At 72.3% G+C, this 23456-nt stretch carries 14 protein-coding genes; 6 read left to right on the forward strand and 8 right to left on the reverse strand.

What is annotated here, in order from left to right; all coding sequences use genetic code 11:
* Positions 1 to 5: 5 nt before the first annotated feature.
* The 6 genes from ACFSVL_RS09185 to ACFSVL_RS09210 all read right to left on the reverse strand — a co-directional run bounded on the left by ACFSVL_RS09185 (position 6) and on the right by ACFSVL_RS09210 (position 7987).
* On the reverse strand, positions 6 to 512 hold the full coding sequence (locus ACFSVL_RS09185; protein ID WP_378302392.1) for a universal stress protein: 507 nt from the start codon (positions 510 to 512) through the stop codon (positions 6 to 8).
* A 55-nt stretch (positions 513 to 567) separates the two neighbouring features.
* The gene (locus ACFSVL_RS09190) at positions 568 to 969 is read right to left on the reverse strand and encodes an Hsp20/alpha crystallin family protein (protein WP_378302394.1); all 402 of its coding nucleotides are present in this window, start codon (positions 967 to 969) and stop codon (positions 568 to 570) included.
* 244 nt (positions 970 to 1213) lie between these two features.
* The gene (locus ACFSVL_RS09195; protein WP_378302396.1) at positions 1214 to 2026 is read right to left on the reverse strand and encodes a universal stress protein; all 813 of its coding nucleotides are present in this window, start codon (positions 2024 to 2026) and stop codon (positions 1214 to 1216) included.
* A gap of 743 nt (positions 2027 to 2769) precedes the next feature.
* Positions 2770 to 3600, reverse strand: a complete 831-nt coding sequence (locus ACFSVL_RS09200) for an IclR family transcriptional regulator (RefSeq protein ID WP_378302398.1) — start codon at positions 3598 to 3600, stop codon at positions 2770 to 2772.
* Between the two features lie 908 nt (positions 3601 to 4508).
* Positions 4509 to 5225, reverse strand: a complete 717-nt coding sequence (locus ACFSVL_RS09205) for an HAD family hydrolase (protein ID WP_378302400.1) — start codon at positions 5223 to 5225, stop codon at positions 4509 to 4511.
* Between the two features lie 179 nt (positions 5226 to 5404).
* Positions 5405 to 7987, reverse strand: coding sequence for a helix-turn-helix transcriptional regulator (locus tag ACFSVL_RS09210; RefSeq protein WP_378302402.1), 2583 nt, complete (start codon positions 7985 to 7987; stop codon positions 5405 to 5407).
* A gap of 515 nt (positions 7988 to 8502) precedes the next feature.
* Between ACFSVL_RS09210 and ACFSVL_RS09215 the strand changes: the two genes are divergently transcribed.
* The 6 genes from ACFSVL_RS09215 (at position 8503) to ACFSVL_RS09240 (ending at position 20118) form a co-directional block, all read left to right on the forward strand.
* Positions 8503 to 9864, forward strand: coding sequence for an FAD-dependent oxidoreductase (locus tag ACFSVL_RS09215; RefSeq protein ID WP_378302404.1), 1362 nt, complete (start codon positions 8503 to 8505; stop codon positions 9862 to 9864).
* Entirely contained in the window at positions 9864 to 10559 is a 696-nt protein-coding gene (locus tag ACFSVL_RS09220) for a DUF6875 domain-containing protein (protein WP_378302406.1), read from the forward strand. The genes ACFSVL_RS09215 and ACFSVL_RS09220 overlap by 1 nt, the downstream gene beginning before the upstream one ends.
* Entirely contained in the window at positions 10556 to 13702 is a 3147-nt protein-coding gene (locus ACFSVL_RS09225; RefSeq protein ID WP_378302408.1) for an amino acid adenylation domain-containing protein, read from the forward strand. The genes ACFSVL_RS09220 and ACFSVL_RS09225 overlap by 4 nt, the downstream gene beginning before the upstream one ends.
* The gene (locus ACFSVL_RS09230; RefSeq protein WP_378302410.1) at positions 13699 to 18054 is read left to right on the forward strand and encodes a non-ribosomal peptide synthetase; all 4356 of its coding nucleotides are present in this window, start codon (positions 13699 to 13701) and stop codon (positions 18052 to 18054) included. Before ACFSVL_RS09225 ends, ACFSVL_RS09230 begins: the two co-directional genes overlap by 4 nt.
* Before the next feature lie 145 nt (positions 18055 to 18199).
* Positions 18200 to 19531 carry an MFS transporter gene (locus ACFSVL_RS09235; protein WP_378302445.1) on the forward strand — a complete coding sequence of 444 codons (1332 nt, stop codon included), beginning with the start codon at positions 18200 to 18202 and terminating at the stop codon, positions 19529 to 19531.
* The gene (locus ACFSVL_RS09240) at positions 19528 to 20118 is read left to right on the forward strand and encodes a response regulator transcription factor (protein WP_378302412.1); all 591 of its coding nucleotides are present in this window, start codon (positions 19528 to 19530) and stop codon (positions 20116 to 20118) included. The genes ACFSVL_RS09235 and ACFSVL_RS09240 overlap by 4 nt, the downstream gene beginning before the upstream one ends.
* 72 nt (positions 20119 to 20190) lie before the next feature.
* On the opposite strand, the gene ACFSVL_RS09245 is transcribed toward ACFSVL_RS09240, so the two are convergent.
* Positions 20191 to 20406, reverse strand: a complete 216-nt coding sequence (locus tag ACFSVL_RS09245) for a response regulator transcription factor (RefSeq protein WP_378302414.1) — start codon at positions 20404 to 20406, stop codon at positions 20191 to 20193.
* A 25-nt stretch (positions 20407 to 20431) separates the two neighbouring features.
* Positions 20432 to 23377: an amino acid adenylation domain-containing protein gene (locus tag ACFSVL_RS09250; RefSeq protein WP_378302416.1), complete on the reverse strand. Its 2946-nt coding sequence runs from the start codon at positions 23375 to 23377 to the stop codon at positions 20432 to 20434.
* Positions 23378 to 23456: the final 79 nt, after the last annotated feature.

Raw genomic sequence — 23456 nt, forward strand, 5'->3', positions numbered from 1 at the left:
GCTCCTCACAACAGGGGATCCGGACGAGCGGCGCCCGCCGGGTCCGCGTCCGGCAGCGGCCCGCGCTCCTCGGGCGACCGGACCGGGACGATCACCACCGGACAGCGCGCGTGCCGCAGGCAGTACTCGGAAACCGAGCCGACCAGCATCCGCAGCATCCGGCCGTGCCCGTGACTGCCCAGCACCAGCATCGCCGCGCCCGCCGACGCGCGGACCAGCGCCGGACCGGGCGCGCCGTCGACCGTGCCGGTCCGCACCCGCGCCAGGTCCGCGCCGGGGCACGCCCTCGCGACCGCGGCGTCCAGCTCGCGCCGGTACCGGGCGGCGATCTCGTCGTACGAGCGGGCGACCGCCGATTCCAGGTCCGCGAGCGGGTCGAAGGTCCAGGCCCGCAGGACCGCGACCGTCCGGCCGCTCTCCTCCGCCTCGGCCAGCGCCCAGCGCACCGCCGCGGCGCTGCCCGCCGATCCGTCGGCGCCCACGACGATGTCCCGTTCGCCCGGTGCGGTCATGGCCTGCTCCTTCCGGTCGCGAGTGCGCCCGTTCAGTCCACAGTGGACTTCGGGGCTATCCGATCTCGATCTTGATCTGCTTCTCGTGCGGCTGTCCGGCCAGCGGCATGGAGATCTCGAGGATGCCGTCGGCGTAGCGTGCGGTCACCTCGGCGGTCACCGCTCCGGCGGGAAGGGAGACCGTCCGGCTGAACTTGCCGTAGGAGAACTCGCTGTGGCCGTCGGCGTGCTTGCGTTCCTCGCGGTCCGCCTCGACGGTCAGCAATCCGTCGTGCGTGGTCACGGAAATGTGCTTCTCCGGGTCGAAGCCCGGCAGCTCGGCGCGGACGGTGTAGGTCCCGCCGTCGGTGGATTCCTCGATGCGCACCGGGTTGTGGTCGGTGAACGGCCACGGGCGGTCGAGCCATGCCGCGATGTTCGGCAGGGCCATCCGGGAACCGGGCAACAGCGAAGTCATCGCGCACTCCTCTCTTCGGGAACTGGGTCGCCCCTCAAGGAAACCGCGCCCGCCCGCCGCCGCGACGCGGCCGGACTGCCCGAAGCCGAAGGTAGAAAGTCCCCGACTGGGCGCGCTGTCGCCGCTGGCGGCGGCTGCGGTCCGTGAAGGGAACCCTGGGGGAATCAGAGTCCCTCAGGGTTCCCCTCACGGACGTGCCTATGGCGGCATGGGCGGGGGCCACCAGTGTGCGTCCACTGTGGACTTATCGGGCCACCGCGACTGGGCAGGCCGCATGCGCCAGCAGCCAGTACCCGGTCGAGCCGAGCAGACCGCCCGCGACCGGCCCGCGCGCCCTGGCGCCCGCGACGATCAGCTGCGCACCAGCGGAAATCCCGGCCAGCGCCCGCGCCGCCGAGCGCACCCGCACCACGTGCACGCGAACCGGCACGAGCGGATGCTTGCGGGACCACGCGGCCACCTGTTCCCGCAGCCCGCTTTCGCGCCCCGGACGGCCGTCGTGCCAGGCGTGCACTGCCTCCAGACCGGCCCCGCGCGAAACGGCGGCCTCGAACGCGAAGGCGAGCGCGCGCTCGCCGCCGTCGGAATCGTCGAGCCCGACCACCACCGGCCCGTCCGCCGCCGCGCTGCCCCGGATGACCACCACCGGGCACCGCGCCGACGCCGCCGCCCGCAACGCCACCGACCCGATCGCCGCCCCGCGCGCGCCGCCGAGCCCGTGCGCCCCGAGCGCCAGCAGCCCGGCCTCGTCGGACAACGCGGCCAGCAGATCGGCCGCGGTGCCGAGCCGGACGCACATCCGCACCGGAACCGCAGGCGCGGTCAGCCGAGCGGTTTCCGCCGCTTGGCGCAGCAGCCGGTGCGCCGGTTCGAGCAGCAGTTCGGCGTCGCCGGGCGGTTTCCCGTGCGGCAGGAGATCCGGGTCGTCGCAGAGTTCGGCGTGGAAGACCACGAGCCCGGTGCCCCGCCGCGCGGCCTCGACCGCCGCCCAGCGCACCGCGGCGAGCGCGGCGGCGGACCCGTCGACCCCGACGACCACCGGCCGGCTCACCGCCATGGCCGGCTTTCCCCGTTCGCATCCCGTTTTCCGGCCTGCGCGCGGATCGGGGTGTTCTCGCCCCGCTCCCCGGACCGCTCATGGATCACAGCAGTCGCGCCCCGTCCTCCGGCCCGCCCGCCATCCGCAGGCTTCGCGCCCCGCTCTCCGGCCCGCCTGCGGACCGCCGCTTTCGCGCCCTGCTCTCCGGACCGCCCGCTTACCGCAGCCTTCGTGGCCCGTTCTCCGGCCCGCCCGCAGACCACAGCGGTCGCATCCCGCTCTCCGGCCCGCCCGCGGACCGCGGCCCCGTGCTCGCCGCGCCCGGCGGGCCGGCGGCGGGCAGTCCCCTGGGCGGGGGCCGTCCCCTCCTCGTCCATTACCTGCCTCCTCCGGCCGGGTCCTCTCGTGACCCGGCAGAGGCTAGGCGGCAACGCTCGGAGGGCACTGCGGGCGGACGTCCGCGGCGCGGGAGTCTTTGGTCCCGGCACGAGAGGCGATGCGGCCCTCCGCACGGGTTCGGCGGGCAGCACCCGGCTCGCGCTACTGCGGTTTCGCCCGTACCGCCCCAATGTGGCATTGGGTGCGTCGCATGCACCCAATGTGGCATTCGGTGCGTCCAGCGCACCCAATGCCACATTGGGGCGGTGCAGGGCAAGGTGCACGTGGGAGCGGGAGGCGGGAAAGCCGTTGCGGCGCACCAGGATCGGTACTGCCCGGTTCCGCCGCACCCACCCGTTCAGCGCCCCAGGAACTCCGCCCGGCTACTCGACCGGCCGTCCGGCTCCGGGGCTGCGCTGCCGCCAGTCGGCCGCCACCGTTTCCCGCAGGATGCGCTGTGCGGTCATCCGGGTCGCCTGCAGCGACGCCTGCGCTTCCCGGGTGTTGAACACCCGGCGCGGGGCCGCCACGCTCAGCGCGGCCACCGCGGTTCCCGTCACGTTGAAGACCGGGACCGCCGCCGCGATCAGCGTGCCGGGGACTCGCGGGTTGAACGACAGCTCCTGCCGCCGGATGTCCCGCAGTTCCGTGCTCAGCCAGGCCGGGAGCCCGCCGTCCTCGTCCTCGCCGCGGTAGCCCGCGAACACCGCGAACCGCGCCGCCAGGCCGGGGTCGAAGGCCATCAGCACGCGGCCCGCCGCGCTGCCCGCCAGCTGCGAGTCGTTTTCGATCCGCTCGGCCAGCGTGCAGTAGCCGCTGCTGTAGATCAGGTGCACGAAATCGACGAGATTGCCGCTGGCCACGCCGAGGCCGACCAGGTACCCGGTCCGCCAGTGGATGTCGATGAGCGACGGGAGAATGCCTCTTCGCAGGCGCTGCAGTTCCTGGGTCGAACCGGGCCGGGCGAGCCGGCACACGGCTTCCCCGTGCCGGTAATGGTATCCGGCGCGCACGACCATTCCGTATCCCTGCATCTCCGCCAGGAGCCGGTGCACCGTGCTCTTCGGCAGCCGGGTCGAACGCGATATCTCGCTCAGCGTTTCGATCCCGCCCGATTCGCGAATAGCGCTGAGTATCGAAAGCGCCCGGGGAATGGGCCTGCGCGGCACCACGCGCGTGCAAGCCCAGTGCCCATTTTCGTCGCTCGTAGTCACGACCGCAACCTCCACCGAATCCAAGATTCCTCTCACGCGCGCGCCGTGCTGCCCGCCGGGGACCCCGCCCGGATCATGGCCCGCCGCCTCGGCGCGGCCGCGCTGCCGCTGCCCTGAGCGGCTTCAGACGCCCTCTCCTTGCCCGCGGCCGGCACCGCGCCCGGCTGCCGTCCGCTTCTTCGCCACCGGCGTCTTTCCTGATGCATTCCTGTGTTCTCGCGCCGAGTGTTCCGCGCCTTCATGCTTGCCCAGTGCCGCCTCCGGCACAACCGGACGCACCCGTTCACTGAAAGAGATCGCCCCAGTGGCGCAGCGTCGTGGTCCGCTCGCGTCGTCGTGCGACAGATCCGTTCCGGAATGCGGCCGCGAACGATCACGCTGCGTCGCCGCAACGCATTCGCGCGACTGCCGCGCCAGCCCGGTCGCCGGCCGTGACAATTGCTCGTCCCGCCGTTTTCCGCCCGCCGCGGGAACCGGGGCGAAACGTCGCGCGAATAGCGGGCCGGAGAATATTCCCGGCAGCCCACGATGGCGCCGCGGGACCGGGCACCGCCGCCGCTCCAGCCCCGGCATCCCCGCGATCGGCGGGCGAAACCGGTTCCGGCGCAACGGTCGGCCGCGCTGGCCACGGCGGCGGGGTTGGTGCCGTCCGTGCCGGCGACGGAAGCACCGGCGGGGCCGATTCCGGCCGCCGCCGCTCCTCCGCCGCCCGACGATACCAGCACTCAGTCGACAGCGAGCGACAACTTGGGGACGCAGAGCGATGTTCCGGGGCGTGGAACAGGCCCTTGCTTTTCGCGCGGAGAAAGGGAAGGGATGCCGATTCCGCCGAATAGACCATGCCGGGCAACGTAATTCACTCAGCGTGCGTCCGTACTACGCGCGAATCCGGACTCGGCAAGCCTTGGTCACGCGGCCTCCGCGCCCTCGACCGCCCGCGCGCAGACCCGCAGGATCGTCCGCCGGTCGGCCACCCGCCAGTCATGCCCGGCCGCGAGGCGCCGAAGCTCCGCGTCCGGCTCGAAGGCGATCGCCTTGCCCACGCACGGAAAGATCTCCGCGTCCGAACGGGAGTTCCCGATCGCCAGCGAGTTCTGCGCGTCGAGTCCGGCCGCTTCGGCGAGACAACGCATGAACGCGAGCTTGCCGCCGGGCGCGCCGGGCGCCGACAGGAGGCATCCGGTGAACCGGCCGTCGGCGACCTCCACGACCGCGCCGTGCCCGCCGGACAGGCCGAGATCGACCGCCGCCGCCTGCACCGGGAAATCGTGGTTTCCGGAAAGAAGATGGATCCGGTAACCGCTCGTCCGCAGCAGCGAAAGCAGTTCCGGCACGAAGGAGAACAGCTTTCCCCGGCTCGCCCGCCAGGTCTTCGCCGCGGCGAACCGGGTTTGCGCGACCGACGCGCCCTTCATCGCGAGTGCGTACCGCCGGTAGATCTCGGCTCTCAGCTCCGGCGTTTTCTCCCCGGACTCGAACCGCCCGACCGCTTCCAGACAGGAAAGCCCGGCTTGCCGGTCGCAGGTTCCGTCGTCGATCAGCACCCGCAGGTAATGCTTCGACGTGTGCCCGGGAAGCAGCGTCCCGTCCAGGTTCAGAATGGCGTATTTCGGCGCGCGGTTCATTCTTCGCGCACTTTCTGGTCCGTCGCAGTCACGAAACAGCCTTTCCGTGCGCTTTTCGGCATTCTCCTTTGCCGCGCTGACAGTACAACGGCGGGCAGCCCGGACGGCGGCTTGTTCCATGGCACGGGACACCACTGTCCCGGCTGTCCGGAACGGGAATAATCGCTCTTGCGAAATCGTCAGCCGATCAGCCGGCGGGCGATCCCGGCGCGGGTGGTGAGGTCGAGTTTGTTCAGCACCCGCGCCACGTGCGCGTCCACCGTTCGCGGGCTGAGGAACAGCTCCGCCGCGATCTCCTTCGTCGTCAGCCCGCGCACCACCATTTCCGCCACCTGGCGTTCCCGGCGCGAAAGAGCGCGTCCGCCGGACGGCGACTGCAGCTTGCGCTGACCGGCCAAGCGCCGCTGCACCTTCGTCGCCTCGCGCAGCAGCGCGCCGGCGCCCGCGCTGTGGAACACCTCCCGCGCCTCGCCGATCCGCTGCGTCGCGGCGTCGAAGTTTCCTTGCCTGCCGAGCACTTCCGCGACGAGCAGCACGGCCCGGCCGCGGTGCAGCACCATCGCCGCCCGGCCGAACGCGACGGCCGCGGCGGTCGCGTCGGTCAACGCGGCGGCGAGGTCGTTGTCCGCCGCCAGGACCGTCGCGCGGGCCAGCAGCGCGATGCCGAGGTCGCTGTTCAGCCCGGTCACCGCCGCGCGTTCCTGCGCCTCGGCCGCGCACCGGCGGGCTTCCGCGTGCCTGCCCTCGGCGAGGGCGACCCGGCAGTCCTGCGCCAATCTGGCCACCAGCAACGGATTCGCCGTCCTCCGCACCGGCTGTTCGACCGCGCCGGGGAACATCCCGAGTTCGAAACCGGCCTCGGCGAGGATGTGCTCCACCGTCCGCCGCCACCACTCGACGGTGGGCCGCGGCAGCTTCTCCACCGTCCGCCACTGCTGCTCGGCGGCCGTCCGGTCGCCGGTCGCGAGCAGGACCCGCAGGCGGATCGCGGCGGCCATCGGCACGACGTCGTGGTGGCCGAAGCGGGTCGCGGCGGCTTCCGCTTCGGCGGCGGCCTCCGCGGCCTCGGCGAGGCGGCCCAGTTTCCAGAGCACGTAGCCGCGCGCCGAGTACAGGAACGGCAGGCCGTGGCGCAATCCGGCCGCGCCGAGGTGCAGCGCCCGGTCCAGCAGGGCGAGCGCGCGCCGGTCGTCGTCGAGGAAGCAGGAGGCCCAGCACAGCGCGGGCACGGTGTCGAGCACCGAACGCGCCTGGCTGTCGTCGAGCAGGTCGAAGCCGTCGGCCGCGGCCTGCTGGGCGTGCCGGGCCTCGGCGATGCGCCCGGCGCAGGCCAGCCCGATGGCGGCGAGCGCCGCGATCGCCGCCTGCACCGCTGGCCCGGCACTCGGGTCCGCGGCGGTCCGGCGGAGCCGTTCCTGCGCGCCGACGGTGTCGCCGTCGAGCAATTCCAGGTGCGCCAGTTCGAGTTGCGCCCGCGCGTCGGCCTTGCCGGAGGCGGCGATGGCGGCTTCGGCGATCACCCGCGCCCGCCGGGTCCGGCCGAGTGCGTGCTCGCACCGGGACAGCAAGGCCAGTACGCGAGGTGAGTCCGGCAGCGCCGCCAGGAGCGCACGGGCCTCGGCTGGCCGCCCGGACGTCAGCAGTGCTTCGGCCCGCAGCACCGAGAGGCGGCAGTGTTCGTGCCCGCCGCGCATCCGTTCCGGCAGGTTCGCCACGGCCGCGCCGAGCCACCGCGCGCCCGCCGCCGGATCGGTGCCGAGCACCTCCTCCCCCGCCGACGCCAGCTCGCCGACCGCGACCAGATCGTGGCGGTACAAAGACTTCTCGAGGTGATAGGCGCGCAGGGTGAGCGGCGCGTCGAGTTCGCGCAGGTACTCCGCCGCCCGGCGGTGCGCGCCCGCCGCCCAGCCGCGCCCGGCCAGCCGTCCGGCGGCGGCGCGGACCAGCGGATGCCGGAACCGCAGCCCGGCCGCCCCGCCGGCCAGCACGCCGCGGTACAGCAGCCGTTCGATCGCCAGGCCGACCTCGGCCCGGGGCAGCACGGTCATCGCCTGGACGAGGTCCGCGTCGATCGCCGCGCCGCCGCACGCCGCGGCCTGCGCGACCAGCCGTTCGGGTTCCGGCAGCGCGGAGACCTCGGCGAACAGCACGCGTTCGGCGGGCAGCATCGGCCGGTCTTCGGCGGTCGTGCCGCCGTCGGGTCCCGGCCACTCGTGCGGCGGCAAATCGGCCAGCAGCAACAGATAGAGCGGGACGTGCTCCGCCGCGGCGGCGATCCGCGCGCGCTCGGCCTCGTCGTGCCCCGGCAGGAGCCGGGCGACCTCGTCGTCGGTGAACGCGGGCAGCGGCACGTACCGGGCGGGCACGCGTTCGGCGCGCAGCAGGCGGGCCAGCGCGGGCTGCTGCTGCCCGTCGCGCACCGACAGCACCAGCCGCCGGTCGCTGCCCGGTCTCGCGACCAGCGACATCAGCAGCCGCAAGGACGGTTCGTCGGCCCATTGCGCGTCGTCGACGACCACCAGCGCTTCCCGCGTTTCCGTGCCGACAGCCGCGGCGAGGCGGCGGGCGAACCCCAGCGGCCCCTCGCCGCCGGGCTCGGCCGCCGGCACCGCGCACACCGGATCCGCCGCGCGCCGGGCGACCTCGGCCAGCAGCCGGGTTTTCCCGATCCCCGGACGCCCTTCCACCACCGTCACCGCGGCCGCGCGGTCCAGGCACGCGGCCAGTTCCGCCGACCTGCCGACAAACTCCTTCTCGACCACGCTTCTCCCCCTTCGCCCGACCGGCGAATTGCGGTAATTCTACGGATGCTGCCACCCGATATCTTCCGGTTTATTTGGTGCTCGGCACGAGCGCCGGTAAATCAGCCGGGCAAGCGGGAACAGGTTAGTGCCCGCGGCCCGGCCCGGGCTATCGGCCAACAGGGAGAACCTCGGCCGCGCGTGCGATCGGCCACGAATCTCGCAGGAGGATCGGTGAGCAGCAGCGGACCTGGGCGTTTACCGCGACCAGGACGAAGGCCGGGGCATCAATCGGATCGCCCGGGCGGAACGTTACCGAAATGGTCCCGACACTTTCCGCAGCCGACCGGATACAGTTCGCCCGCGATTACTCCGGCGTTCTTCCGGGTCACCAGTGGTGAGCGTTCCGGGCGGGCCGCGCGCAATATTGCTCCGATCGGCCGGATTGCGCGTCCGATCGGCAAATACCGCTCAACGGAAAAGCACGCCGAACGGCGACGGCACAATTGCCCTCACGCGCCCGCCGGGCGGCCGGAATGAGCGGCAAGCGGGTTCTGGTGGCCGGGGCCGGGCTGGCCGGCTCGCTCGCCGCGATCCACTTCGCCCAGCTCGGGCACCGGGTGGAGATCCACGAGCGCCGTCCCGATCCGCGCGCGGCGGGCGCGGGCGGCGGCCGGTCCATCAACCTCGGCCTTTCCCAGCGCGGAATCCGCGCGCTGGACCAGGTCGGCCTGCTCGGCCCGGTGCTGGCCGCCGCGGCCCCGATGCGCGGGCGGGTGATCCACCAGCGCGACGGCGAGCTGGACTTCCAGCCCTACGGCAGCCACGAGGACCAGATCCTGCGCTCGGTGCTGCGCGACGACCTCAACCGGATCCTGCTGGCCAAAGCCCTGGAGCACCCGAACGTCAGCGCCCGTTTCGGCGTGACGCTCACCGACTTCGACCGCGGGTCGGCGGCGAAGGAACCGGTCTGCACCTTCGACAGCGAAAGTGGTCCATACCACGTTTCCGCGGACCTGGTCGTCGGCGCGGACGGCGCGTTCTCGACAGTGCGCACCCGGTTGCTGCGCGGCCTGCCCGCCGACTTCCGGCAGCGCGTCCTGCCCTGGGGCTACAAGGAGTTCGCCATCGCCGCCGGCCCTTCCGGCGAGGTGCGCAGCAGCCCGGACGCGCTGCACGTCTGGCCGGGCGACGACGGCCTGATCGTCGCGCACCCCAACGTCAACGGCTCGCTCACCGCGACCGTGTTCCTGCCGCTCTCGGGCGAGCGGAGCTTCGCCACGCTCACCACCGAAGGATCGGTGCGGGACCTCTTCGACACCCGGTTCCCGGACGTGCGGCGGCTCGTGCCCGACATCGTCGAGCAGTTCCTGTCCCATCCGACCGGGCACCTGGTGACGGTCCGGAGTTCGCCGTGGCAGCACGAGGGCCGCGTGGTGCTGATCGGCGACGCCGCGCACGCCGTGTACCCCTTCTACGGCCAGGGCATGAACTCGGCGCTGGAGGACTGCGCGGTACTGCGCGACTGCCTGGCCGACGACGACTGGGCCGAAGCGCTGCGCACCTTCGAACGACGCCGCAAACCGCACACCGACGTCCTCGCCGACCTCTCCGAGCAGAACTTCGACGAGCTGCGCACCCGGGTGGCCTCGCCGCTGTTCCTGGCCCGCAAGAAGGCGGACCTGGTGCTCAGCCGCGTGTTCCCGAAACGCTGGATGCCGCTCTACACCATGGTTTCGCACACCACGATCCCGTACGCGGACGCCCTGCGCCGCGCCCGCCGCCAGCACGCCGTGCTGGCCTGGGCCGGGGGCGCCGCCCTCGCCGCCGCACTGGCCGGCGGCGCGCTCGCCCGGCGCCGCGCCGCCGGACCGCACTCGCCTGGAGACCGAAGCTGATGCTCATCCATCCGACCGATCCCGGCCGCGTCCTGGTGGAGCGGCACGACCTCGACCCGCTCGCCCTGCCCGAACGCCTGCTGCGGTACGAGATCCACCTGCGGGCGATCTTCGACTGGGGCCGCGGGTACCTGTCCGGTCCGCATCCGGACCTCGGGCGCGGCGGCAACGTCTGCCCGTTCGCGCAGCCGTCCCTGGAACGCGGCCGGTTCTACCTCGCCGTCGAACCGGGCATCCCGGCCGCCGGCCCGCGGCTGACCGAAACCCTGCACTGTTACCGGGACTGGTTCCTCGACCTCGCGCCGCGCGGCCACCCGGGCGCGCAGCTGACCACGATCCTGCTGCTGTTCCCGGACGCGCCCGCCGACGACCGCTCCGGCGTGGTCGACACCGTGCAGCACGCGCTGAAGTCGGAGTATGTCGCCGAAGGCCTGATGATCGGCGAGTTCCACAACGGGCCGCCGGACAAGGGCGGGCTGTGGAATCCCGCGTTCCGCCCGCTGCGCAGCCCGGTGCCGATGCTGGTCGTGCGGCACATGGTGCCGACCGACTACCCGTTCCTGCGCGCCGATCCGGACCAGGCGCGCGCGTACCTGCGGCTGTTCGGCGACCAGGTGCCGGTCCAGCTGCGCGAACTGGTCGAGCACGACCGGCTCGCCCGCGAGCTGGACGAGACCGGGATCGGAGCGCCGTGAACGTCTTCCCGTGCTCCCCCGGCCAGGAGCGGCTGTGGTTCCTCGACCGGCTCGACCCCGGTTCGCCGGTCTACCACGTGCCCACCGTGCTGCGGCTGTCCGGACCGCTCGACGTCGAGGCCCTGCGCCGCGCTTTCGCGCGGATTTCGGCCCGGCACGCCGCCCTGCGCACCGTTTTCCGCGAGCGCGACGGCGTTCCGGAGCAGGTCGTCACCGACACCGGCTTCTCCATCACCCTCCGGGAGACCTGGGACGAGGCTGCCGCCGAGACCGAGATCCGCACCCCGTTCGACCTGACCGCCGGGCCGCTCGCCCGGGTCCTGCTGCTGCGCCAAGCCGAGGACCAGCACGTACTGGTGCTCACCCTGCACCACGCGATCGCCGACGGCTGGTCGGTCTCGCTGCTGCTGGACGAGCTGGCCGAAAGCTACCGCGCCGAACTGTCCGGCACCGAGGCGAACCTGCCGCCGCTGCCGATGCAGTACGCGGATTTCGTGCAGTGGCAACGGGAATACCTCGCCGGACCGGAAGGCGTGGAGCTGCTGCAGGAGTGGGCCGACCGGCTGCGCGGCGCGCCCGAACTGATCACCCTGCCGACCGACCGCCCCCGTCCGGCGACCGCGGCGTACACGGGCGGCATCCACGAGTTCCGGTTCCCGCGCGCGCTCACCGAGGCCGTACGCACGCTCGCGAACGCTTCCGGCGCAACGGTTTTCATGACCGTGCTGGCCGCCTACCACGCACTGCTCGCCCGGTACAGCGGGCAGGACGACGTCGTGGTCGGTACCGTCGTCGGGCAACGGTCGCAGGTCGACACCGAGCGCCTGATCGGCTTCTTCGTCAACACCGTCCCGGTCCGGATCTCGACCGCCGACGACCCCACCTTCGACGAGCTGCTGATCGACGTCTGCGACGGCCTGGTCGACGCGCTCGGCGGCGCCGAGATCCCGTTCGAGCGGGTGGTCGAGGCCGTTCGCCCGGAACGCAGCCTCGGCCATTCGCCGATCTACCAGGTCGGCTTCAACGGCCACGGCGACGGCGCGTTGCCCCAGCTGACCGGGCTGACCGTCACCGACTTCGCCGGCCCGCACACCGGCACCGCGAAGCTCGACCTGATGCTCGGCGTCCGCGACGAAGGCGACACCCTGGACGGCTACCTCGAGTACCGCACGGACCTCTTCGACGAAGCCACCGTCGCCCGCTTCGCCGAGCACCTGTGCACCTTCCTGACCTCCGTCACCGCAGACCCCGCGCAGCGAATCGGTGCGGTCGCCCTCATGGACGGCCGCGTGGCTCTCGACAGCAAACCGGCCCTGCCCACCGCCGCGACCGCATTGGACCTGATCGCGCCGCACGTCCGCGAGCGCGGTTCGGCGACCGCGATCGCCGGTTCGCTGAGCTACCGCGAACTGGACACCCGCGCGAACCGGCTCGCCCACGCCCTGCGCCGCCGCGGCGTCGGCCCGGACGTCCCGGTCGGCCTCTGCGTGCGTCGCTCCGCCGAGATGGTGGTCGCGCTGCTCGCGGTGTGGAAAGCCGGTGGCGCGTACGTCCCGCTCGACCCGGAGTGGCCGCTGGAACGGCACGCCTACGTCGTCGAGGAGGCCGACGTCCGGATCGCCGTCGTCGACCGCGAAAACGCCGGACGGCTGCCCCGGTTCGAAACGGTGCTGGACGTCGACCTGGACTACGCCGAGCCGGACACCGCGCCGGAGGTGGCGCACGACCCGGCCCATCTGGCGTACCTCATCTACACCTCCGGTTCGACCGGACGGCCCAAGGGCGTCGCGGTCCCGCACCGCGGCGTGGTCAACCTGCTCACGGGCTTCGCCGACCGGCTCGGCGTAACCGAGACCGACGTCTGGGCGTCCGTCACCACGCTGGCGTTCGACATGTCCGTGCGGGAGCTGCTGATCCCGCTGATCCGCGGCGCCGCCGTCGCGGTGATCAGCACCGAGGACGCCGCCGAGCCGGTCGCGCTGTCGCGGCGGCTGGCCGGCTGCGGCGCGACGATCCTGCAGGCCACGCCGACGCGCTGGCGGATGCTGCTGGCGTCCGGCGGAGTCCCCGCGAACGTCCGGGAACGGCTGTGCGGCGGCGAAGCGCTCGACCGCGAACTCGTCGCCGCGCTGTCCTCGGATGGTGCGCGAGTGTGGAACCTTTACGGCCCAACGGAAGTCACGATGATCGTCTCGGCGGGCACCGTCACCGACGGCGGTCCGGTCGTGCCGCTGGGTCCGGCGCTGCCCAACACGCGGCTGCACGTGCTCGACGCCGGGCTGAACCCGGTCCCGCCCGGCGTCGCGGGCGAGATCCACGTCGGCGGCGCGGGGATCAGCCGGGGCTACCGCAGCCGTCCCGGCCTGACCGCCGAACGCTTCGTGCCGGATCCGTTCGCCGCCGACGGAAGCCGCCTCTACGCCACCGGGGACCTCGCGCGGCCGAGGGCCGACGGGACGCTGGAGTTCCTCGGCCGGACCGACCACCAGGTGAAAATCCGCGGCCTGCGGATCGAACTCGGCGAGATCGAAGCCCGGCTGCGCGCGGATCCGCGGGTCTCGGACGCGGTCGTGCTGGCCCGCCCGGCTGGTCCGGACGACGTGCGGCTGGTCGCCTACGTCGTGGCCGCGGACACCGAGTGGCCGCCGCTGCGGGACCGGCTGGCCAGCCAGCTGCCCGCGTACCTGGTCCCGCAGACCGCGGTGTTCCTGTCCGCGCTGCCGCTGACCAAGAACGGCAAGACCGACCGGACCGCGCTGCCGGAACCCGTCTGGGAGTCCCGCGAGACGGACCGGGTCGCCCCGCGCGACGCCGTCGAACGCGAGCTGGCCGGGCTGTGGCGTGAGGTGCTGGCCGTCGGGGAAATCGGCGTGTACGACGACTTCTTCCACCTCGGCGGCCATTCGCTGCTCGCCGCGCGGCTGCTGGCCAAGGTGCGCGAGCACTTCCAGTCCAGCGTCGGCCTGCGCACGCTGTTCGCCGCCCGCACCATCGCCGCCTTCGCCGCCGCACTGCGGGAGGCCGAGGCCGAACCCGGGGCCACCGACGAGGTCGCGCTCCTGCGGGAACGGATCGCCGCCCTGCCCGACGACGAGGTTCTCGCCCTGCTGCGAGCCGATTCCCCTCCAGGAGCGCATCGATGACGCAAGACGAGCGTGAGCGGCTGTTCCGCCTGCTGGCCGCACGCGACGGGCTCGGCGCCGCGACCGGCTCGATCCCCCGCCGGTCCGGTGACGCCCCCGTCCCGCTGCTGCCCGCGCAACGGCAGCTGTGGTTCCTGGACCGGCTCGGCGCGCGCGACGGCGTGTACACGATCTCCCAGTCCTGGCGGCTTTCCGGCCCCCTCGACGTCGAAGCGCTGCGCCGGGCGCTGGCCACGGTGGTCGACCGGCACGAGGCGCTGCGGGCCGGGTTCGCCGAGTCCGACGGCGAGCCGGTCCAGGTGCCGGCTTTGCCGGGCACCCCGCCGGAACTGTCCTATGTAGACCTTCGCGGTGCACCGGAGTCCGCGGACCCGGTCCTCGCCGCCGAACGCGCCCGCCCGTTCGACCTGACCAGGCCGCCGCTGGTGCGCGGCCTGCTGGTCGCGGTCGCCGACGACGTGCACCTGTTCGTGCTGACGCTGCACCACATCGTCGCCGACGCCGCGTCCGTCGGGATCCTGCTGCGCGAACTGTCCGCGCTGTACCCGGCGAACGCTCCGGCGCTGCCCGAACCGTCCGTGCGCTACGGCGACTACGCGGCCTGGCAGGCGGCCAAGCCGCTCGAAGCGGGCGAACAGTACTGGCGCTCGCAGCTTCACGACGCGCCAGCCCTGCTCGAACTGCCCACCGACCGTCCGCGCCCGCCCGCCGAGTCCTTCCGCGGCAACGGCCATTCCTTCCACCTGTCCGCCGATCTCGCCGCGTTCTGCCACCGGCACGGCGTCACCGCCAACACCGTGCTGCTGACCGCCTACGTCCTCCTGCTGGCCCGCCACGCCGGTCAGGACGACGTGGTGGTCGGCATGCCGATGCGCGACGAGACCGTGCCGGGGATCGAACAGTGCGTCGGCATGTTCGCCAACACCGTCGCCGTCCGGACCCGGCTGGCCGGCGACCCGACGGTCGCCGAGGTGCTCGCGCAGGTGCAGGACGCCTGCCTGGGCGCGCTGGAGCACCAGAACTATCCCTGGGAACGGGTGGCGCAAGACCTGCGGCCGGCCCGCGATCTCAGCCACAACCCGGTGTTCCAGGTGATGTTCGTGCTCAACTCGACCGGTGCCGGGCTGGAGCTGCCCGGGATCCGTGCGGACTGGCTCGACCTGCCGGTCACCACCGCGCGGTTCGACCTAACGCTGGCGCTCGCCACCACCCCCGACGGGATCGAAGGACGGCTCGACTACGCGACCGACCTCTTCGACGCCGCCACCGTCGCCCGGTTCGCCGACCAGTACGAACACCTGCTGCACGCGATGCTCGCCGCCCCGGACGCTCCGGTGTCCACAGTGGACGCCTTATCGGCTGCCGATAGGACCCGGCTGCGCAACGGCGGGCACCCGGCCCCGCCAGCGGGCACCGACGGCACCCTGGTCACCACGCTCATCACCCGCCAGGCCGCGCGAACTCCCGACGCCATCGCCGTCGCGGACGACCTCACCTACGCCGAACTCGTCGCCCGCGCGCGACGGGTCGCCGGGGCCCTGCACGCGTCCGGAGTCCGGCGCGGCGATGTCGTCGCGCTCGGCCTGCCAGCGGGCCCCGACGCGATCACCGGCCTGCTCGGCGTCCTGCTGGCCGGTGCCGCGTATCTGCCGCTCGACCCAGGACATCCGCCCGCCCGCCTGGCCGAGCTGCTGGCCGACGCCGCCCCCGCCGCCCTGGTCACGAGCCACGAGCACACCTTCGCGTTCGACGGCCCGGTGCTGCACACCGACAACCTCCCCGACGCCCCGCCGCCGGACGTCGACCTCGGACCGGACGACCTCGCGTACGTCATCTACACCTCCGGCTCGACCGGTGCCGCGAAACCCGTCGCCGTACGGCACGGCGCACTCGCCGAACTGGCCGAGTCCTTCCGTCAGCTGCACGGTTTCGGCCCTGGCGAACGCGTGCTGATGATCCCGCCGCTGACCTTCGACGCGGCTGTCGGCGACATCTTCCCCGCACTGGTCTCCGGCGCGGCCGTCCTGCCCTGGCGGGACCCGGCGGCGCTCACCGGCCCTGGCCTCGTCCAGCTGTGCCGGGACCGCGGGATCACCATGGTCGACACCGCGTCCGCGCTGTGGCAGAAGTGGGTCGCCGAACTGGAAACCGTCCCGGCCGACTGTCCATTGCGGACAATGATGGTCGGCGGCGAGGCTGTTCCGACGACCGCGGTCAGGAAGTGGGCGGCGCTCACCGGCGGCCGCGTCGCACTGCACAACCACTACGGCCCCACCGAAGCGACCGTCTGCGCGACCAGCTACCGCACCCTCGACGCCGCCGAACTCGACGGCCGGGTGCAGCTGCCGATCGGCGCTCCGCTGCCCCATGCCCGCGTCTACGTCGTCGATCACCTGCTGCGTCCAGTGCTTCCCGGCGTGCCCGGCGAACTGTGCATCGGCGGCGACGCCCCCGCGCGCGGTTACCGGGACCGGCCCGGCGCCACCGCGGAAAAGTTCGTCCCGGACCCGTTCTCCCCGGTGCCCGGCGCGCGGATGTACCGCACTGGTGACCTGGCCCGCCTCGACGGCGTAGGACGGCTGGAGTTCCTCGGCCGGGTCGACCGGCAGCTGAAAGTCCGCGGCCGCCGGATCGAACCGGCCGAGGTCGAAGCCGCCTGCCGTCGTCAGCCCGGCGTCCAGGACGTCCTGGTCACCGCCCGCGACGGACGGCTGGTGGCCTATCTCGTCGGCGACGTCGATGCGCTGGCCATCCGATCGGCGCTCCGCGCCACCCTGCCCGGATACCTGGTCCCGGACGCCTTCGCCGTGCTCCCCGCGCTGCCGCTGAACGCACACGGCAAGGTCGACCACCACGCCCTGCCCGAACCGATGGACACCGCGCCGACCGCGTTCGCCGAACCCGAAGGCGAACTGGAGCAACGACTGGCCGCGATCTGGGCCTCGGTACTGGACGTCGACCGCATCGGCCGCGACGACGACTTCTTCCTGCGCGGCGGGCATTCCCTGCTCGCCGGGACGCTGATCGCGAAGGTCCGCGCGGAACTGGACGTCGAGGTCCCGGTGCGCACGCTGTTCGAGGCCAGCACACTCGCCGGGTTCGCCGACGCCGTCCGCGCCCCCGGGTACCGCGAAAACGACCGCCTCGCCGAAGTCCTCGCCGACAGCGTGCTGCCCGCCGACCTCGACCCGCGCTGCTCGCCCGCCCAAGCCGAAGCCGCGATCCAGCGCGCGATGGCACCCCGGATCGCCCTGCTCACCGGCGCGTCCGGCTTCCTGGGCCCGCACCTGCTCGCCGACCTGCTGCAGCACACCGACGTCGTGGTGCGCTGCCTGGTCCGGGCCGCCGACGCCGCCGAGGGAGCCGCCCGGATCGAACAGGTGCTGCGCGACCATCTTCTGTGGGACGAGACCTTCCGCCCCCGGATCGTCGCCATCCCCGGCGACCTCGGCGCCCCTCGCCTAGGCCTGTCCAGCAGCTTCGATGCAGTCGCCGAAGACCTCGACGTCATCTTCCATTGCGGCGGCGAAGCGAACTTCCTGCGCCCGTACTCGCAACTGCGGCCGGGCAACGTCCTCGGCACCGCCGAACTGCTCCGGCTGGCCTGCCGGGGCGGCGGGACGCCGGTGCACCTGGTGTCGTCGCTGGGCGTCTATCCGCTGGACCGGGACGCGGTGATCACCGAGGACGTCCCGCCCGACGACCCGGCCGGCCTCGACCGCGGGTACGAGCTGAGCAAATGGGCCGCCGACCGCCTGGCCCGCGCCGCCCGCGAACGCGGCCTGCCGGTGACCGTGCACCGCCCGGCCCGGGTGACCGGGCACAGCCGGACCGGCATCGGCCCGCTCGGCGACCGGTTCGCCAACCTGCTGCGCTGCCTGGTGCTGCTCGGCTCCGCGCCGGAGGAGGACTTCGAGATCGAGGAGGACATGGCCCCGGTCGACCACGTGGCCGCCGCCATCGGCCATCTCTCGCGGCGGCGCACCGGGTACGGCCAGGACTTCCACTTCCACAACCAGCGCACGATCCGGTTCGGCGAGGTCGTCGCCGGGCTGCGCGAGTTCGGCTACCCGATCGGCGCGATCCCGTTCGACGAGTGGCACGCCGCGCTGGCCGCGGCCGCCGCGGCGACGGCGGACCCGGCGCTGAGCGCGATCACCGCGATGATCGAACGCACGTCCCCGCCCCGCCGGACGGTGTTCGACTGCTCGCACACCGAGGTCGTGGTCGCGGCGGGCGGGCTGGTGTGCCCGCCCGCGGATCGCGCGCTGCTGCAACGGTATCTGGCCCACTACGTCCACATCGGACACTTGCCCGCCCCGGGACTGCCCGCGGGAACGGAGCCGCAATGACCGCCACCCCGGCTCGACTGGCTCGACTGTCCGTGAGGGGAACCCTCACGGACTCTGATTCCCTCAGGGTTCCCCTCACGGACCCTCCGTCCCACCGCATCCGCGCACCCCGGGCGGGCGCAGGAAAGGAGCACCGTTGACCACGATGGGAACCCGGGGGTTCTTCCTGCTCTGGTCGGCGCAGCTGGTCTCGATCGTCGGCTCCGCGCTGACCGGGTTCGTGCTCGGCGTCTGGACCTACGAACGGTCCGGCTCGGCCACCCAGTTCGCGCTGATCATGCTGTCCGGCGCGATCCCCGCGCTGCTGATCGCCCCGTTCGCGGGCGCGCTCGCCGACCGCCTGCACCGCCGCCGGATCCTCGTCGCCGCCGACTGCGTCGCCCTCGTTTCGGTCGGCGCGCTGGCGCTGCTGATCAACGCGGACCTGCTGCAGACCTGGCACGTCTACGTCGTGACCGCGCTGACCGCGATGTGCGGAACCCTGCAGCAGGTCACCTTCAGCGCGATGATCCCGCTCCTCGTGCCGAAACAGCATCTCAGCCGGGCGAACGGCCTGTCCCAGGTCGTGTTCAGCGCCCAGATCGCCGCCCCGGTCGTCGCCGGGACGCTGCTGGCGCTGGCCGGGCTGCGCGGCGTCGTGCTGATCGACCTCGTCACCTTCGCCGCGTCGCTGCTGGTCGTGCTGCTGGTTCCGTTGCCCCACGCGGCGGTGCGCACCGCCGCGCCCGAGCCCGGCGCGCCTTCCATCTGGCGGCAGGTGCCGGCGGGCTGGGCGGAGCTGCGGCGGCGTCCCGGGCTGACCGGGCTGCTCGGCGTGCTGGCCGGGTTCTACTTCTGTTTCGGCATCGCCGGAACGCTCGTCCGCCCGCTGGTGCTGTCCTTCGCGAGCCCGACCGGACTGGGCTTCCAGGTGTTCGCGGGCGGCTGCGGGCTGTTCGCCGGAAGCCTGGTGATGGGCGTCTGGGGCGGGCCGAAGAAGCGGATGCGCGGCATCGCGGCGTTCATGGCGCTGGGCGGCGTCGCGCTGGCGATCCACGCCCTGTCCCCTTCTTTGGCGCTAGTGATCGCGATCGGGCCGTTCTTCCTGTTCACCCTGCCGGTGATCACCGGAACCGCGCAGACCGTGCTGCAGAGCAAGGTCGACCCGGCGAACCTCGGCAAGGTCATGGCGACCTCGCGGGCGGTGTCGCAGGCCGCGAGCCCGGTGGCCTACCTCGTCGCCGGCCCGCTCGCCGACGACGTGTTCGAACCGCTCATGCGCCCCGGCGGCGCGCTCGCCGGCTCGGTCGGCCAGCTGATCGGCACCGGCCCCGGCCGCGGCATGGCGCTGATGTTCCTGCTCGCCGGGCTGCTGCTGGTCGTACTGGGCGCGCTGGCCGCCCGTCCGTCGCTGCGCCGCGTGGAAGACCTGCCGGACCTGCTCGAAGAGCCCGAACCCGCCGCAGTGGCGACGATCCGAGAGGAGAAGGGAAAATGACGACCCTCGAAAAGACCGTCCCGGTGCGGGTGCTCGCCGCCGACCCGTTCCTGCGCGCCGGACTGGAAAGCGCGCTCTTCGGCTGCGCCGAGTTCACCGGGGACGACGGCGGGGTCGCCGTACTGGCGGTCGACGAGGTCGACGACACGGCCGTCGAGGCGATCCGGACCGCGAAGGAACGCAGCGCCACCGTGCTGCTGGTGACCGGCAAAGTCGACGCACCCCGGGCTGCGCGCGCCATCGAGGCGGGTGCCTGCGGAGTGTTGCGGCGGGAACAGGCGTGCGAACAGACCCTGGTCTCGGCGGTGCGCGCGGCCGCGACCGGACATGGCACGATGCCGCCGGATCTGCTCAGCGACCTGTTCGAGGCACGCCAGAACCCGCCGCCCGCCGCGCCGACCCTCGACGCCCGGGAGCGCGACGTCCTGCGCATGGTCGCCGACGGGCACGAGACGGCCGAAATCGCCTCCGCGCTGGCGTATTCGGCCCGCACGGTGACGACGATCGTGCACGACATCACGCACCGGCTCCGGCTGCGCAACCGCGCGCATGCGGTCGCTTTCGCACTGCGGCAGGGGCTTATCTAGGCATCGCTGCGTTCCGTGAGGGGAACCCTGAGGGACTCTGATTCCCGCAGGGTTCCCCTCACAGCACCTGAGCTAGATCAGCCCGTTCCGCACCGCGTAAGCCGCCGCGTGCGCCCGGTTGCGGACGCCCAGCGTCGCCATCAGGTCGTACAGCGCGTTCTTCACCGTGTGCTCCGACCAGCCGAGTTCGGCCGCGATCTCGCTGTTGCTGTACCCGTCGGCGACCAGCCGCAGCACCCGCAGCTCGCGTTCGCCCAGCTGCGGCCGGTATGCCGTCTCGCCGTCCACCCGCCCAGTGTACGGGCGGCCCCGCTCACCCCGGCAGCTCCGAACCGCGGGTGCACGGCACCGCCGCGACCGTCCCCACGACCTGCACGAACCGGTCCGCCATCGCCTTCGCCGCCGCCTCGGCGAACAGCGCCCGGTCGTAATGCAGCGTGCCCGCCACCCCGTCCGGATGCTCGCGGACGGTCACCAGCACGTCGAACGGATTCCCGCCCTGCCCGGCCCGCCACGGCTCGGCCCGGACACCGTCCAGCCGCAGCCGGTCCGCGAGCGACCCCAGCGACTGGAACGCCACCTGCGCCACCGGATTCCGGCTCAGATCGCGCGGCGGCCGCACCGCCGTCACCACCTGGTCGAACGGGACGTCCTGATGCCGGAACCCCCCGAGCACCACCTCCCGCACCGCGTCGAGCACCTCGCGGTACGCCGGATCGCCAGGGACCCGAACCCGCAGCGCGAGCGTGTTCACGAACAGCCCGATCTGGTCCTCGGCCTCCACCGACGGCCGGTTGCCGGCGAAGGTGCCGACGACCAGATCGTCCCGTCCGGTCGCCCGGCGCAAGTCGAGCACGAACGCGGCGAGCAAGGCCATGAACCCGGTCGCGCCCGCCTCAGCAGCGACCGCGTCCAGCGCCGAGACGACGTGCTGCGGCACCGAGAACTCGACCGCGCCTTCCAACTGAGCCTGCCGAGCCGGTCTCGGGAGACTGTCCGGCAGCTCAATCACCATCGGCGCGCCGGTTAGTGCCGACTTCCAGTATTCAAGACCGGCATGATCCTGCGCGACGTACGACGCGGTCAGCTCCGGCAGCGCGGAGGCCCGCCCGGCGTAGCACTCGGCCAGGTCGCGCCAGAAGACCTCCATCGACGTGTCGTCCGCGATGACGTGGTGAATCACCGCGAGCAGCGTGAACCGCCCCGGCGCACTGCGGATCACAGTGCACCGCAGCAACGGCCCGCGCGCCAGGTCAAACGGCTTGCCGATCTCCGCGTCGACGATCTCCTCCGCCGAGCCGTCCACGACAGCCAGCGGCACGTCAGCGTCAGCGGAAACGACAAGTTCGGGCTCGCCGCGACGGCTCCGGAACGTCGTACGCAAGGACTCGTGCCGCCGGACCACCTGCGCCAACGCGTCCCGCAACACCTCGACGTCCAGCTCTCCGACGCACCGGTACGCCTCATACATGGTGTATGTCGCGGACGGCCCGGACAGCTGATCAAGAAACCACATCCGGTGCTGCGCCGCCGAAATCTCCCTCGGTCCACTATGGACTTCCGCGAGGATCGGCGCCGCGCCGACCACCTCGGCCAGCTCCGCCACAGTCGGCGCCGTGAACAGATCCGCGACGGACAACCGCCGGCCAGTCACGCGAGAGACCCGAGCGCAGATCCGGGTCGCAGCCAGCGACCGACCGCCCAACTCAAGGAACGGGTCGTGCACACCGACCGGGCTAACCCCCAGCGCGTCCGCCCAAATCTCGGCGATCTCCTGCTCCGCCGCGTTTCTCGGTGCCACGTAAGCGACTCCGAGTTCCGGACGGCCCCCGTCGGGCGCAGGCAGCGCGTTGCGGTCGATCTTGCCGCTCGGCGTGAGCGGCAGCGCGGCCAGCGAAGTCCACACCGCCGGCAGCATCGGATCCGGCAGAGTGCGGGCCAGATGCGCACGCAACTCAGCCGTCGAAGGTGCCGCCCCCGCACGATAGACGCAGTACGCGACAAGCCGATCGCCGTGCACCGCCGCAGCCGCCGCCGCGATCGCGGGATGCTCGTGCAGGGCGGCCTCGACCTCGCCGAGTTCGATCCGGTTCCCGTGGATCTTGACCTGATGGTCGAACCGGCCCAGGTACTCGAACGCGCCGTCCTCCCGCTGCCGGGCCCGATCGCCGGTGCGGTACAACCGTTCCCCAGGCTCCTGCGCGAACGGATTAGGCACGAATTTCTCAGCAGTCAACGACGGCCGGTTCAAATACCCACGCGCCAGCTGCACCCCGGCGATAGTCAACTCACCGTCGAGAAGGTGAATGCGAGTGTTCGCGATCGGATACCCGATAGTGACGGTCTCCCCCGGCAGACACCGAGTCGCCGTAACATCAACCGATGCTTCCGTTGGCCCGTAAAGATTATGCAGCTCCGCACCGATCACCCGATGGAACCGCTCCGCCAGCTCGTCCGGCAACGCCTCGCCACTGCACAACACCCGCCGCACCGGCAGCGGCGGCACCGGCCCGGCCAGGAACGCCCGGAGCATCGACGGGACGAAATGCACCGTCGTGATCCCGTCGGCCATGATTTCCGCGAGATACTGCGGATCACGATGCCCGCCCGGCCGCGCCATCACCAGCGTCGCGCCGGCGGAGAGCGTCCAGAAGAACTCCCACACCGACACGTCAAACCCGAACGGAGTCTTCTGCAGCACCCGGTCTTGCGGCGTCAGGCTGTACTCGTCCTGCATCCACCGCAACCGGTTCACAATCCCGCGATGCTCGATCACCACACCCTTGGGCCGCCCAGTCGACCCCGAGGTATAGATCACGTACGCCGCGTTTTCCGGCCGCACCACGACATCGACCGGCCACCGTGATTCTTCGAGACCGGTCAGATCGCCCGGCTCGATGACCAGCTCGGTGCCCGAGTCCTCGACCATGAACTGGAGCCGGTCCTTCGGGTACTCTGGATCCAATGGCAAATAGGCCGCGCCTGCCTTGAGAATCCCGACCAGCGCGACCACCATCTCCAGGCCACGCTCCAGCCGAACCCCCACCACCGATTCCGGCCCTACCCCGCGTGACCGCAACCGATGCGCCGCCTGATTCGACAACGCATCCAGCTCCGCGTAGGACACCTCGACGCCCTCGGCGACCACTGCTACGCCACCGGCAGCCACGCCCTCCGCGACGAGTGACAGCAGGGTCTCGCTCGTGCGTCCTCGCTCACCGGCATGGGCGGCGGGATCGTCGCCCGGGGCACTGTTCACGCGTCCTCGCTCGCCGTCACCTGCGGCTGGATCATCGCGCAGGCCACCGGCCAACGTCTCGCCCACGGGCCCTCGATCA

Origin of the sequence: Amycolatopsis silviterrae, from assembly GCF_042684085.1 — a bacterium.
GTDB classification, from domain to species: domain Bacteria; phylum Actinomycetota; class Actinomycetes; order Mycobacteriales; family Pseudonocardiaceae; genus Amycolatopsis; species Amycolatopsis silviterrae.